At 71.4% G+C, this 12,312-nt stretch carries 13 protein-coding genes; 5 read left to right on the top strand and 8 right to left on the bottom strand.

What is annotated here, in order from left to right; genetic code table 11:
• Nucleotides 1–14: 14 nt before the first annotated feature.
• Together ABD907_RS12750 and ABD907_RS12745 are read right to left on the bottom strand one after the other, a co-directional pair.
• Complete coding sequence (locus tag ABD907_RS12750; protein WP_345216633.1) at nucleotides 15–944, bottom strand: metallophosphoesterase; 930 nt, start codon at nucleotides 942–944, stop codon at nucleotides 15–17.
• A gap of 97 nt (nucleotides 945–1,041) precedes the next feature.
• Entirely contained in the window at nucleotides 1,042–1,194 is a 153-nt protein-coding gene (locus ABD907_RS12745) for a zinc ribbon-containing protein (protein WP_345216632.1), read from the bottom strand.
• Between the two features lie 87 nt (nucleotides 1,195–1,281).
• On the opposite strand from ABD907_RS12745, the gene ABD907_RS12740 reads away from it, so the two are divergent.
• Nucleotides 1,282–2,193 (top strand): ribonuclease Z, encoded by a 912-nt coding sequence (locus tag ABD907_RS12740; RefSeq protein ID WP_345216631.1) that lies wholly within the window; start codon nucleotides 1,282–1,284, stop codon nucleotides 2,191–2,193.
• Nucleotides 2,194–2,303: 110 nt separating this feature from the next.
• Here ABD907_RS12740 and ABD907_RS12735 read toward each other — a convergent pair whose 3' ends face one another.
• Genes ABD907_RS12735 through ABD907_RS12725 form a run of 3 tightly spaced genes read right to left on the bottom strand, consistent with a single transcriptional unit; the run spans nucleotide 2,304 to nucleotide 4,125 of the window.
• The gene (locus tag ABD907_RS12735; RefSeq protein WP_345216630.1) at nucleotides 2,304–2,762 is read right to left on the bottom strand and encodes a SufE family protein; all 459 of its coding nucleotides are present in this window, start codon (nucleotides 2,760–2,762) and stop codon (nucleotides 2,304–2,306) included.
• Entirely contained in the window at nucleotides 2,759–3,658 is a 900-nt protein-coding gene (locus ABD907_RS12730) for a sulfurtransferase (RefSeq protein WP_345216629.1), read from the bottom strand. Before ABD907_RS12730 ends, ABD907_RS12735 begins: the two co-directional genes overlap by 4 nt.
• Before the next feature lie 32 nt (nucleotides 3,659–3,690).
• The gene (locus tag ABD907_RS12725) at nucleotides 3,691–4,125 is read right to left on the bottom strand and encodes a hypothetical protein (RefSeq protein WP_345216628.1); all 435 of its coding nucleotides are present in this window, start codon (nucleotides 4,123–4,125) and stop codon (nucleotides 3,691–3,693) included.
• A 247-nt stretch (nucleotides 4,126–4,372) separates the two neighbouring features.
• On the opposite strand from ABD907_RS12725, the gene ABD907_RS12720 reads away from it, so the two are divergent.
• On the top strand, nucleotides 4,373–4,771 hold the full coding sequence (locus ABD907_RS12720) for a TFIIB-type zinc ribbon-containing protein (protein WP_345216627.1): 399 nt from the start codon (nucleotides 4,373–4,375) through the stop codon (nucleotides 4,769–4,771).
• Between the two features lie 30 nt (nucleotides 4,772–4,801).
• Here ABD907_RS12720 and ABD907_RS12715 read toward each other — a convergent pair whose 3' ends face one another.
• Both ABD907_RS12715 and lpdA read right to left on the bottom strand, forming a co-directional pair.
• Nucleotides 4,802–5,446 (bottom strand): spermine/spermidine synthase domain-containing protein, encoded by a 645-nt coding sequence (locus tag ABD907_RS12715; RefSeq protein ID WP_345216626.1) that lies wholly within the window; start codon nucleotides 5,444–5,446, stop codon nucleotides 4,802–4,804.
• Between the two features lie 297 nt (nucleotides 5,447–5,743).
• A complete protein-coding gene (lpdA, locus tag ABD907_RS12710) occupies nucleotides 5,744–7,144 on the bottom strand; it encodes a dihydrolipoyl dehydrogenase (RefSeq protein WP_345216625.1) in 1,401 nt (466 codons plus the stop codon).
• A 124-nt stretch (nucleotides 7,145–7,268) separates the two neighbouring features.
• On the opposite strand from lpdA, the gene ABD907_RS12705 reads away from it, so the two are divergent.
• Both ABD907_RS12705 and ABD907_RS12700 read left to right on the top strand, forming a co-directional pair.
• The gene (locus tag ABD907_RS12705) at nucleotides 7,269–9,641 is read left to right on the top strand and encodes a LamG-like jellyroll fold domain-containing protein (RefSeq protein WP_345216624.1); all 2,373 of its coding nucleotides are present in this window, start codon (nucleotides 7,269–7,271) and stop codon (nucleotides 9,639–9,641) included.
• Between the two features lie 215 nt (nucleotides 9,642–9,856).
• Nucleotides 9,857–10,222 carry a hypothetical protein gene (locus tag ABD907_RS12700; RefSeq protein WP_345216623.1) on the top strand — a complete coding sequence of 122 codons (366 nt, stop codon included), beginning with the start codon at nucleotides 9,857–9,859 and terminating at the stop codon, nucleotides 10,220–10,222.
• 72 nt (nucleotides 10,223–10,294) lie between these two features.
• Here ABD907_RS12700 and ABD907_RS12695 read toward each other — a convergent pair whose 3' ends face one another.
• Nucleotides 10,295–10,666 carry an ArsR/SmtB family transcription factor gene (locus ABD907_RS12695; protein WP_345216622.1) on the bottom strand — a complete coding sequence of 124 codons (372 nt, stop codon included), beginning with the start codon at nucleotides 10,664–10,666 and terminating at the stop codon, nucleotides 10,295–10,297.
• A gap of 9 nt (nucleotides 10,667–10,675) precedes the next feature.
• On the opposite strand from ABD907_RS12695, the gene ABD907_RS12690 reads away from it, so the two are divergent.
• Nucleotides 10,676–12,205 carry an FAD-dependent oxidoreductase gene (locus ABD907_RS12690; RefSeq protein WP_425555762.1) on the top strand — a complete coding sequence of 510 codons (1,530 nt, stop codon included), beginning with the start codon at nucleotides 10,676–10,678 and terminating at the stop codon, nucleotides 12,203–12,205.
• Nucleotides 12,206–12,312: the final 107 nt, after the last annotated feature.

The following is a 12,312-nucleotide window of genomic DNA, read 5'->3' as shown; positions in this document are numbered from 1 at the left end:
GACGCCGCCGCGGCTCAGTCGGCGGGCGAGGAAGACTCCGCCCGGACGAACGCGTCGACGGCGTACGCGTCCAGGTGGACCACCGGGTCGCCGTCCTGGGGGTGACTGACCACCTGCGGCGTCACCGTGAGATCGCTGCCCGGCCCGAGCTCGACGAGCGTCGCGGCGCTGCCTCGGACGGAGCGCTCCGTCCCGTACCGCACGAGCGTCTCCGTCCGGTTCGCCACCCCGGGCGTGACGACGGCGGGAACGCCTGCCACGACTCCGGTCATCGCGTGGTGGTAGTGCCCGGACAGCATCACCCGCACGTCGGTGCCGCCGACCACCTCTGCCAGTTCCTGCGGGCGCCGGAGCCGCAACGCCTCGTGCAGCCTTGTCGCCGGCCGCAGCGGCGGATGGTGCAGCACCAGCACGGTGCCGTCCGGCGCCGGTTCGGCCAGCACGCCGGCCAGCCAGCTCAGCTGCGCACCGTCGAGCTCGCCCCGGCCGGCGCCCGGGACGGAGGTGTCCAGCGTGACGACGCGCAGGCCGCCGACCCAGGAGAGGGCATCGACCGGCACGCCCGGTGCGGGGTCCGGAACCGGCGGGAGACCGCCGTCGACGTCGAGGTGGCCGGTGCCCAGCACCGAGCGGAACGGGCCGCGCGCGTCGTGGTTGCCCATCGAGAAGACGACCGGCGCGCCCGCCTCCTTCCCCCAAGAGCCGACGACCGATCTGGCGAGCTCGTACGAGTCGGGTGACCCGTCGTCGGAGACGTCGCCGGAGACCACGACCAGGTGCGGGGGCGCGAGCTGCTCGCACGCGTCCAGCACACGTTCGGTTGCGGCGATCGTGTCCACGACACCGTTGTGCCGCCCGACGGTGAGGAAGTGGGTGTCGGACAGGTGCAGGATCCGGACGACGCCGCCGTCGGCGCCGTCCGGGACAGATGGCTCAGCAGTCACGTTCGCCTGTGTACCAGACTCTGGCGACACGGCGATGAACCGGGCCCAGCCACGGCGGTCGCCGTGCGCCGCCGCTTGTGAACCCCGTGCCGCGCGCTCAGCTCGGCTCGCCCCGCCTGGTCTCGAACTCGCTGTGCCCGTTCGGGCACTCCGGGATCGTGTCGCCCTGCGTGACGTGAACCTTCTCGTCACACTTGGCACAGTAGAAGTCGCCGGTCTTCTGGGCCTTCTCCCCCGCGTGTGCCGCCATCGGCCTCCTCCTTTCCGGTCGCCCTTCCAGTGCACCGCACCGCCACGGGCCTCGCATCACGGAGGGCGAGTCGGCACACTCTCGGGCATGCGCGAGCTCGTGGTTCTCGGCACGTCCTCCCAGGTGCCGACCCGAACCCGGAACCACAACGGCTACCTCCTTCGGTGGGACGGCGAGGGCCTGCTGCTCGACCCCGGGGAGGGCACGCAGCGGCAGATGATCCACGCCGGTGTGGCGACGTCCCAGATCAGCCGGATCTGCCTGACCCATGTCCACGGCGACCACTGCTTCGGCCTACCCGGGGTGCTGTCGCGGATGGCCGTGGACGGCGTCGAGCAACCGGTGCACCTGCACTACCCCGCCTCGGGCGAGGAGACCGTGCGGGCCCTGGTCGCCGTCGCCGGCAGGTCGGTCGACCTCCGGCTGTGCCCGCACGGCGCCGCGGGTGAGGTGGCCGAAGGACTGGACGTCGTGCCGTTGCGGCACCGGGTGGAGACCTACGGCTATCGGCTGCGCGAACCGGCGGGGCGATCGCTCGTCCCGGAGCGGCTGGCCGCCGCCGGTCTCAGCGGGCCGGCGGTGGGCCGGCTGCAGCGCGAGGGCGAGGTGGACGGTGTGCGGCTGGAGGACGTCAGCGTCCCGCGGCCGGGCCAGCGCTTCGCGTTCGTCATGGACACGGCTGTCTGCGAGGGTGCCGACGAGCTCGCCGAGGGCGCCGACATGCTCGTCACGGAGTGCACCTTCGCGGACGACGACGCAGGTCTGGCCGCCGAGTACTCGCACCTGACCGCCGGGCAGGCGGGTGCGATCGCGGGCGACGCCGGCGCGGGCCTGCTCGTGCTGACGCACTTCTCCTCGCGGTACCAAGACGTCACGCCGCTCGTGTCGCAGGCACAGGCACAGGCTGACGCTCGCGCGCAGACGGGCGGCACCCGGGTGGTCGCGGCCGAGGACCTGGACCGCTTCGGCTTCCCGCGACGGCGGGCGCTGAAGCAGTGAGCGGGCCGCGGTCGCGAGGGCTACAGCTAGCACCGAGGGCTACCGTTGCCACAGTAGCCCTCGGGTGTTTCGAGTAGCCCTCGCGGCCGATGCCGCGAAGGGCGGCCCGCTCAGACCGCGGACTTCTCCTGAACCTGCCGCTTGATGCGCCCCAGCATCCCGGCCATGCCGCGCAGCCGGAGCGGGCTGACCGCTCGCGAGAGCCCGAGGCGCTCGGAGACGTCGGCCGGCACCGCGAGGACCTGGGCCGCGGTCAGCCCGTCCAGTCCCTCCTGAAGGATTCCGGCGAATCCCGTGGTGGTCGGGGACTCCGCCGGGGCGGAGAAGAACAGGTGCACGGGTGCGTCCTTGCCCGTGCCCTCGACCTCGGCGACCAGGAAGATCGGCGACTGGCACTCGGGTACCGGCTCGAGCAGTTCCGGGTGCTGGGCGTACCGCTCCGGCAGCGGCGGAAGACCTCGGCTGAAGTCGAGGAGCATCTGGAGGCGCTCGGGCTCCGGGACGGCGTTGAAGTCGTCGACGATGGCGGCGAACGCCTCGGGCAGGGCGTCGTCCGTCGTTGTGCTCATCGGTTCGGAACCTCCCCCGGCTCCTCTCCGACCGCGATCGGCACGCGCACGGCGTTGCCCCACTCCGTCCAGGAACCGTCGTAGTTCTTCACGTCGCCGAACCCGAGCAGGTGCTGGAGCACGAACCACGTGTGGCTGGACCGTTCACCGATGCGGCAGTAGGCGATCACCGGCTCGGTCGGCTGCAGCCCCTGCTCGGAGAGGTAGATCGCCTCGAGCTCGGCCCGGTCCTTGAAGGTGCCGTCCTCGTTCGCGGACCGCGCCCAGGGCACGGACCGTGCGCCGGGGATGTGGCCGCCGCGCAGGCTGGCCTCCTGCGGGTAGTCGGGCATGTGGGTGCGCTCACCGGTGTACTCCGGGAGCGAGCGGACGTCGACGAGCTGACCGCCGAGGAACTCGCGGACCTCGTCCTTGAAGGCGCGGACCCGGGCGTCGTTCCGCTCGACGACCGGGTAGCTCGCCACGGCCGGCGTCGGAACCTCCGTGGTCATCTCGCGGCCCTCGGCCTGCCAGGCCGCGCGTCCACCGTCGAGCAGGCGGACGTCCGGGTGGCCGAACAGGGTGAAGACCCAGAGGGCGTAGGCGGCCCACCAGTTGTTCTTGTCGCCGTAGATCACGACCGTGGTGTCGCGGCCGATGCCCTTCGCGGACATCAGGCGCGCGAAGCTCTCGGCGTCGACGTAGTCGCGGGTGACGGGGTCGTTGAGCTCGGTGTGCCAGTCGACCTTGACGGCACCGGGGATGTGTCCCGTCTCGTACAGGAGCACGTCCTCGTCGCTCTCGACGACGACCATTCCGTCCTCGCCCAGGTGGTCGGCGAGCCAGGCGGTGCTGACGAGCCGTTCGGGGTGGGCGTAGGCAGCGAACTTGGGGTTGTCGTCGTGCGGCAGTGCCATGACTTATCTCCGGTTCTTCCCGCGGGTGTTGGTCAGCCTTCGGCGCCGAGCCGGTCGGCGAGCCTGTCGATCTGCTCGGCGAGCTTGTCGAGGGAGTCCCGTACGGGGCCGTCGGCGGCCTCGATGGCGGCGGCAAGTCGTTCCTTCGCCTCCTCGAGGGCGGCCAGCGCGCGCTCGCGCTCGGCCTCCGCCTCTTCGCTGCCGGCGGCTTCCTCGGCGGCGGCGATGGCCTCGTTCGCCGCCCCGATCGCGTCCTCGGCGAGCGCGCGGGTCTCGGTGTCCTCGCCGGCCAGCCGCTCTCGCGCGTCCTCGACGGCGGTACCCGCCTGGTCGACGGCCTCGTCGGCCTGGTCACCGATGGCCCCGCCGGCGGAGCACCCACCGAGCATCAGGGCCAGAGCCAGGCCGACGGCGGCATACCGGCCGCGGCCTGCGGGTCGGGGGTCGTTCTCGAAACGACGGATCACGGGAACCTCCTCGGAACTCGTTCCTCCATTGTGCGTCACCGGGCTGCACCGACACACGTAGGGGTGGGTGGGCTCACACCACGGCGGCGCGGTGCTGCACCGGTCCGGTGCAACGAACGGGGCCGGCCGCCGTCGTCGGGCTTGTCGGGCGCCTGCACGCCTCGCGGTACCGGCCGGGCTACGGTGGAGGCGCCGACGCACCGGACCGTCGCGCACCCGTCCCAGGAAACTCAAGAAGGGGCTTCCCATGCAGTGCCCGAACGACCAGTCGACGCTCGTGATGTCCGAGCGCAAGGGCATCGAGGTCGACTACTGCCCGACCTGCCGGGGCGTGTGGCTCGACCGCGGCGAGCTCGACAAGATCATCGACCGCAGCCTCGACGAGCTCGGATCGGCCGCCGCCCAGCAGGCACCGCCTCCCTCACCGACGCCGCAGTACCCGCCGCAGCCCGCCGCGCGGCCCGCTGCGGCGCCGTACCCCGAGCCCGCACGGCAGGACCCACGTTTCGCCTACCCGCCCAGGCGTCGGTACGGCTCGTCAGCGTCGGCCGGCTCACCCGACGACTACGGCTACGGCGGCGGCTACCGCGGCAACCGAAGGCGCCGCCGCAAGGACTCGTTCCTGGGCGACCTCTTCGACTTCTGAACTCCGCCCGCAGCCGTGCGGGCGCACCCGTCACACCTGGGCAAGCCAGATGACATCTGGTCCACCTCGAGCCACGGGGACGTCGAGCACGGTCACCGTGCGGACTCGCGCCTCGAGCGCCCCGGTGAACGCCTCGTCCGCTTCGGCGCCCCAGACGGCGAGGACTCCTCCCGGCCGCAACCTGCTCAACAGCAGGTCCAGCCCGTCTGCTCGGTACAGCTTCTGGTTGTCATCGGTCAGGGTCCAGCGGGGGCCGTTGTCCACATCGAGGCACAGCACGTCGAACCGCTCGTCGGTACGTTGCAGCCACCCCCGGACGTCGGCGCACACCACCCGGGCACGCGGGTCGGCGAGCGCATCCCCGTGCACGCGCGTCAGTGGTCCGGTACGGCTCCACTCGATGATCGCCGGTTCGCGCTCCACCACGACCACGTCGCCGACGTCGGGGCGGTCGAGCGCTGCCCGCAGCGAGTACCCGACGCCCAGCCCGCCGATCAGCACGGCGGCCGTGCCGGCCACCGCGTCCGCGGCGGCGGTGACGAGCAGCCGTTCCGACTCGCCGTTGCGGGTGTCCATCAGGAACATCCCGTTGGCGATCACCTCGAAGTCCGCGCCCGACCTGCGCAGCACCAGCTCACCGCACACCCCGTCGATCCGCTCAAGCACCTCGGTCATCGACCGGATTGTGTCCGTCTCACCGGCACGCGTCTATCCGACCGGCACCGCCGTACGGCTGTCCCGTACGCAGCCCGCTGGCCGGCAGCCTCCGTAGCCCCGTACAACGGCACGACTTCAGCAGCCATATCCTTCGGGCCTTCAGCCAGTACGACGACGGTCGCCGGGCCGACCGCCCGCGCGAACCAGTGCGACGACGACGGTCGCCGGGCTGGCGGCCCGCGCCGCGAGCCGGCGGGGCGTTCGACGTTCGGCGTTCGGCGTTCGGCGTTCGGCGTTCGGCGTTCGGCGTTCGGCTCAGAGGTTGATCATGTGGCCGGCGATGCCCTCGACGGCTTCCTTCATCGCCTCCGACAGGGTCGGGTGCGCGAAGACGTTACGGGCCACCTCGTCGGCGGTGAGGTCCCACTTCTGCGCCAGCGTGAGCGCGGGCAGCAGCTCGGTGACCTCGGGGCCGATGAGGTGGGCGCCGACGATCTCGTTGTACTTCGCGTCGGCGACGACCTTGACGAACCCGGCGGTCTCGGCCATGCCGCGGGCCTTGCCGTTGGCGGAGAACGGGAAGGTGGCGACCTTGACGTCGTACCCCTTCTCCTTCGCCTGGTCCTCGCTGTAGCCGAAGGAGGCGATCTGCGGCTGGCAGAAGGTTGCCCGCGGGATCATGTCGAAGTCGATCTCGATGGTCTCGGCGTCCGCGATCGTCTCGGCGGCCACCACACCCATCGCCTCGGCCGTGTGGGCGAGCATCAGCTTGCCGGTCACGTCACCGATGGCGTAGACGCCGTCGACGTTGGTGCGGCCGCGGGCGTCCACCGCGATGGCGCCACGCTCGGTGGTCTCGACGCCGGCGGCTTCCAGGCCGTAGCCCTCGATCCGGGGCGCGAAGCCGAAAGCGGCGAGCATCTTGTCCGCCTCGAGCACCTGCTCGTCGCCGCCGGCGGCCGGGGCCACGGTCACCTTCACCCCGGAGCCGGTGTCCTCGACGTTCTTCACCGCCGTCGAGAGCATCACGTCGACGCCCAGCTTCTTGTACTGCTTGAGCAGCTCCTTCGACACGTCGGCGTCCTCGGTCGGGACCATCCGGTCGAGGAACTCGACGATGGTGACGTCGACGCCGAAGCTCTTCATCAGGTACGCGAACTCCACGCCGATCGCGCCGGAGCCACCGATCACGACGGAGCTGGGCAGTGTCTCGTCGAGGATCTGCTCCTCGTACGTCACCACGTTCTCGCTGAGCTGGACGCCCGGGACGAGCCGGACGGTCGCGCCGGTCGCGATGATCAGGTTGTCGAAGGTGTAGGACGAGGTCGCGCCGTCGGCGGCCTTCACGTCGATCGACGTCGCGCCGGTCAGCGTGCCCCGGCCGTCGATCTCCGTGATCTTGTTCTTCTTCATCAGGTAGTGGACGCCCTTGGCGCTGGCGTCCGCGACGCCGCGGCTGCGCTTGTGGGTCGCGCCGTAGTCCATCGTCGCGTCACCGGAGATCCCGAAGGTTTTCTTCTCCTGGGTGATGATGTGCGCGATCTCGGCGTTGCGCAGGAGTGCCTTCGACGGGATGCAGCCGACGTTGAGGCACACCCCGCCCCAGTATTTCTCCTCGACCACAGCCACGGACCTGCCGAGCTGTGCGGCGCGGATGGCGGCGACGTACCCACCGGGACCGGCGCCGAGAACCAAGAGATCGAAGTGCGTGGTCACCGGGTCAGCCTAGCCCTAGCCGGGATGCCCCTCGCCAACCGTTCTACATCGATGTAGGCTCGGTGGCCCGAGCCCGCCCTCCGGAGCCCGCCCCGATGTTCGACGACGAACCCAAGGAGCCGGTATGTCCGCCCGCCACCGTTGGCCTCGCCCGCTCGCGGCCCTGAGCGCCGCCGCGCTGGCGTCGACCCTGGCAACATCCGCCGCCGCGACTCCGGACCGCCCGGAGCCGGAGCCGCCCACCTTCGCCGATGCCTCGGTCCACGACCCGTCGCTGGTGCAGTCGGGGGACGAGTTCTGGGTGTTCGGCTCTCATCTGGCCGCCGCGAGGACGACGGACTTCATGCAGTGGGAGAAGACGGCGGACCTGGTCACGCCGGACAACCCGCTGTTCGAGGACGTGACCACCGAGCTGGCCGAGACCTTCGAGTGGGCGGAGTCCGACACGCTGTGGGCCGCGGACGTCATCCAGATCGAGGACGGCCGCTACTACATGTACTACAACGCCTGCCGCGGCGACTCCCCGCGATCGGCCATGGGCGTCGCCGTCGCCGACGACGTCGACGGGCCGTACGAGGACCTCGGCGTCATCCTGAAGTCCGGGCACCGCGAGGGTGAGGGCCCGAGCGAGGACGGCACGCCGTACGACGCCCGCGTCCACCCGAACGTCGTCGACCCGGACACGTTCTACGACGCCGAGGGTGACCTCTGGATGGTCTACGGCTCCTACTCCGGCGGCATCTTCATCCTCGAGATGGACGAGGAGACCGGGTTGCCGGAGCCGGGACAGGGGTACGGCACCCACCTGACCGGGGGCAACCACAGCCGCATCGAGGGCCCGAACATCATGTACGACCCGGACTCGGGGTACTACTACATGTTCCTCTCGTTCGGCGGTCTGGCGGCCGACGGCGGCTACAACATGCGGGTCGTACGCGCCGCGCACCCGGCGGGGCCCTACTACGACGCCGAGGGCAACGACATGCGCGAGGTGCGCTCGGACCCGGAGCAACCGATCTTCGACGACGCCTCGATCGAGCCGTTCGGCACGAAGCTCATGGGCAACCACCTTTTCCAGCGCGAGGTGGGGGACCCGGGGACGGGCCCCGGGACCGGATACGTCTCCCCCGGCCACAACACGAGCTACCGCGACCCGGAGACGGGCCGCATGCACCTCATCTTCCACTCGCGCTTCCCCGGCCAGGGTGAGCGGCACGAGATCCGCGTGCACGAGATGTACATGAACTCGGGCGGCTGGCCGGTGGTCGCCCCGTACCGGTACGCGGGCACCGCGGCCGATCACGTCCTGCGTCCGGACCTCGTGGGCGACTACCGCTTCATCGACCACAGCAAGGACATCTCCGCCGACATCATCGAGGCCGAGACCGTCACCCTCAACCGCGACGGATCGGTGACCGGCGCGGCCGAGGGTCGGTGGCAGCTCTACAACCAGAACCAGGCGCGGATCACCGTGGAGGACCAGACCTACGAGGGTGTGTTCACGCGCCAGTGGGAGCCGACGTCGCAGTCCTGGGTGATGACCTTCAGCGTCCTGTCGGACGCGGGAGTCTCCCTCTGGGGCAGCCAGACGGAGCCGATGACCGACGAGGCCGTCGTCTCCGCCGTCGTGTCCGACCTCTCCCTCGGCGACACCGACGGCGTCGTCGCGGACCTGACCCTGCCCACCGAGGGCACGCACGGCGCCACCATCGAATGGACGTCGAGCGCGCCGGAGGTCATCAGTGCGGACGGTCAGGTGACACGGCCGGCGGCCGATGAGGACGACGCCGTCGTGATCCTGAGCGCCGAGGTCACCAAGGGCACGGTCACCGAGAGGGTGACTTACACGGTCACGGTGTCGGCAGAGCCGGAGCCCGGGCTCGTCGCGGAGTACGACTTCGACGGCGATCTCGCCGAGGCGGAGGGCCGGGTGCCGGCGGGCGAGGTCACCGGAAACCGCCTCGACAACACCGGCGGCTCGGTCTCGTTCGCCCCCGGGATCGACGGCGAGGCCGTGGTGCTGGACGGAGCGAGCGGCGTGCGGCTGCCCGACGGACTCATCGCCGGCAACGAGTACTCCGTGAGCCTCTGGGTGCGGCCCGAGCGGCTGACCCAGTACACGACGACGTTCTTCGGCGCCCGGGACCCGAACAACTGGGTCAGCGTGGTGCCGCAGGGGCACGACGGTGTCGGCGGCAACACCATGGTGTGGTCCGGCGCGACGACCTACTACGACGGTGACGCCGGGAGTCAGCTCCCCGTCGGTGAGTGGTCGCACCTGGCGCTCACCGTCTCCGCCGGCGAGATCACGCTCTACCTGGACGGCCAGGCCGTCCATGAGGGCACGGGCTTCCCGGACGTGTTCACGACGGCGGACGGAGCCTTCGCGCTGGGCGTCAACTGGTGGGACGCGCCGTTCGACGGCGCCATGGACGAGCTGGAGGTCCACACCGGGGCGCTCACCCCCGAGGAGGTCGCCGAGCTCGCCACCCCCTGACCGCACAGCAGCTGGCCCCGTGTCCCTGACATGTCAATGGCCTCGCTCACACGTCATCCGCTCGCTCGCACGTCAGGACGCTGTGCGCCGGAACAGGTGACATCTCACCGAGCGGGTGACATCTCACCGGGGGTGGGCAGGGGTGCGTGGGTGTGGGGTAGGGGCCCCGCAAAATCGGACGACGGCGGAGGGCACCCTCCGTAGAGTCGCTCCCGATGCGTGACTGGATAGAGCACCGCCGCGAGGACGGGGAGCGAGTGGGCTGGATCAGGCCCGAGGGCGAGGACTTCGTCGTGATCGACATCCTCGGCCGCGAGGACCCGACCCCGCGCGACTGGCTCGCCGCCGAGGAGACCCTCGAGGAGCGGGGTCTACGGTGGCTGGCCGAGCCGTGGGAGCTCGAGCTCGACGACGGCTACCCGGTTCCCGTGCGCATCGTCAGCGTCAGCCCGGACGCGGTCACGGTCCAGAGCGAGGACTACGGGGCCGTGGATGTGGAGGTGACGGTCTACCGCCTGCCGTTCCCTGCGCCGTCCAAGCTGCGTCCGCGCACGGCGCAGGCGACTCCGTACTTGTCGTAGGCGCGCGTCAGCCGCTCGAGCGCCCCTTGCCCGACCGCCCACGCGAGTAGCCGGCTCCGTGCGGCAGGTGGCTCAGGGTGTGACGAGCGCCGACCCGAGCTTCTCGAGCGCACCGGGCACGACGGCGTAGTAGGCCCACCGGCCGCGCTTCTCGCGGGTGAGCAGCCCGGCGTCGACGAGGATCTTCAGGTGGTGCGAGACGGTCGGCTGGGACAGGTCGAGCGGCTCCGTGAGATCGCAGACGCAGGCCTCGGCGCCGTCGTGCCCGGCGATGATCGACAGCAGCCGCAGGCGCGCGGCGTCGGCGACCGCCTTGAAACCCGCAGCGAGCCGCTCCGCCTCTGTCTCGCTGAGCGGTTCCCGGACGAGCGGGATGCAGCAGGCCGCCTCGGCGCGATCGGTGCCGCTGTCGGCCTGAGTGAAGGCGGTGGTGGTCGTGGTCATGCGTCCAGTATGCCGCATATTGACAAGCGTCGATGGATAGGATCATGCTTGCCATCCATCGACGCCCATCGATTCGACCATCGGCCGGACGGCCGGTCTCAGACACCAGGAGGACCCGTGTCCCAGTCGGACTCGCACAGCACACCGGACCAGCTCCCCGTCGTCGTCATCGGCGCGGGACCCGTCGGTCTCGCGGCGGCGGCGCACCTGCTGGAACGCGGCCTGGAAACCCTCGTCCTCGAGTCGGGCGACAGGGTCGGCGCAGCCGTCCGCGAGTGGTCCCACATCCGGCTGTTCTCCCCGTGGCGCTACAACATCGATGGCGCCGCCCGGCGACTTCTCGAGGCAACCGGCTGGGAGGAGCCGCGCGCCACGCGACTGCCGAGCGGCGGTGAGCTCGTCGCCGACTATCTGGAGCCGCTGGCAGCCACGCCGCCGCTCCGGGATCGGATTCTCCCCGGCGCGCGCGTCGTCGCGGTCAGCCGTGTCGGCCTCGACAAGACGCACGCCAAGGGCCGGGACGACCGGCCGTTCCTCGTCCGGACGGTCGTCGACGGCCGGGTCGTGGACCACCACGCCCGGGCGGTCGTCGACGCCTCCGGCACCTGGACCCGTCCGAACCCGCTCGGCCTGGCCGGCCTGCCGGCGCCCGGCGAGGACAGCACCGACGTCGCACCGTTCCTGCTCGGCGCCCTCCCGGACGTTCTCGGGCGCGACCGGGACCGCGTGGCCGGGCGGCGCGTGCTCGTGGTGGGTGCCGGCCACAGCGCGACGAACACGCTGCTCAACCTCGTCGAGCTCGCCAGGGACGAGCCGGACACCCGCATCACCTGGGCCATCCGCGGCGCGTCGCCGGAGCGCGCCTTCGGCGGCGGCGACGCGGACGGCCTGCCGGCCCGCGGCCAGCTGGGCTCACGCCTGCGCCGCGCCGTCGAGGCCGGGACCGTCGAGCTGGTCACCTCGGTGACCATCGGCGCGCTGGAGCCGCACGACGGCGGAGGGGTCGCCGTCGTCCTGGAGGCCGCCACCGGCGCCGGCGAGCTGAACGGCTCGCGCCAGCTCCTGGTCGACGCCGTGGCCGGGGCCACCGGCTTCCGCCCGGACCTGGACATGCTGCGCGAGCTGCGCCTCGGCCTCGACCCCGGCCTCGAGGCGCCCAGCGAGCTGGCCCCGCTCATCGATCCCGAGTTCCACTCCTGCGGCACGGTCCCCGCGCACGGCGCGGACGTCCTCGCCCACCCGGAGGCGGGATTCTTCGTCGTCGGGATGAAGTCCTACGGGCGGGCACCGACATTCCTGCTGGCCACCGGCTACGAGCAGGTGCGCTCCATCGGCGCGCACCTGGCGGGGGACGCGGAGGCCGCCGGCAACATCGAGCTGAACCTGCCCGAGACCGGCGTCTGCTCCTCGGCGGCGCCGGAGGTCGACGACGAGGGCCAGCCGGTGATCGCCGCGACGGGCGGCGGCTGCTGCGGCCCGTCCGAGCCCCAGCTCATCGGCATCCCGACCGGCCTGCAGCACGGCCGATCCGGCGCCTGACACACTCTCAGCGCCCGAACCCACCACCCGGCCACCACAGAAAGGATCACGTGAACCAGCCCGCCGCCACCGCGGTCCAGCCCGTCCGCGAGCCGGCCGTTGCCGCC

This window comes from Georgenia halophila (assembly GCF_039541595.1).
Note: the sequence above shows the minus strand (reverse complement) of the source record. Positions and strands in the feature narration are given on the sequence as shown.

Coding starts and splice junctions, on each gene's coding strand:
- ABD907_RS12745 (WP_345216632.1), bottom strand. CDS start 1,194: ATGGCGGCACACGCGGGGGAGAAGGCCCAGAAGACCGGCGACTTCTAC.
- ABD907_RS12740 (WP_345216631.1), top strand. CDS start 1,282: ATGCGCGAGCTCGTGGTTCTCGGCACGTCCTCCCAGGTGCCGACCCGA.
- ABD907_RS12735 (WP_345216630.1), bottom strand. CDS start 2,762: ATGAGCACAACGACGGACGACGCCCTGCCCGAGGCGTTCGCCGCCATC.
- ABD907_RS12730 (WP_345216629.1), bottom strand. CDS start 3,658: ATGGCACTGCCGCACGACGACAACCCCAAGTTCGCTGCCTACGCCCAC.
- ABD907_RS12720 (WP_345216627.1), top strand. CDS start 4,373: ATGCAGTGCCCGAACGACCAGTCGACGCTCGTGATGTCCGAGCGCAAG.
- ABD907_RS12715 (WP_345216626.1), bottom strand. CDS start 5,446: ATGACCGAGGTGCTTGAGCGGATCGACGGGGTGTGCGGTGAGCTGGTG.
- ABD907_RS12705 (WP_345216624.1), top strand. CDS start 7,269: ATGTCCGCCCGCCACCGTTGGCCTCGCCCGCTCGCGGCCCTGAGCGCC.
- ABD907_RS12700 (WP_345216623.1), top strand. CDS start 9,857: ATGCGTGACTGGATAGAGCACCGCCGCGAGGACGGGGAGCGAGTGGGC.
- ABD907_RS12695 (WP_345216622.1), bottom strand. CDS start 10,666: ATGACCACGACCACCACCGCCTTCACTCAGGCCGACAGCGGCACCGAT.
- ABD907_RS12690 (WP_425555762.1), top strand. CDS start 10,676: ATGCCGCATATTGACAAGCGTCGATGGATAGGATCATGCTTGCCATCC.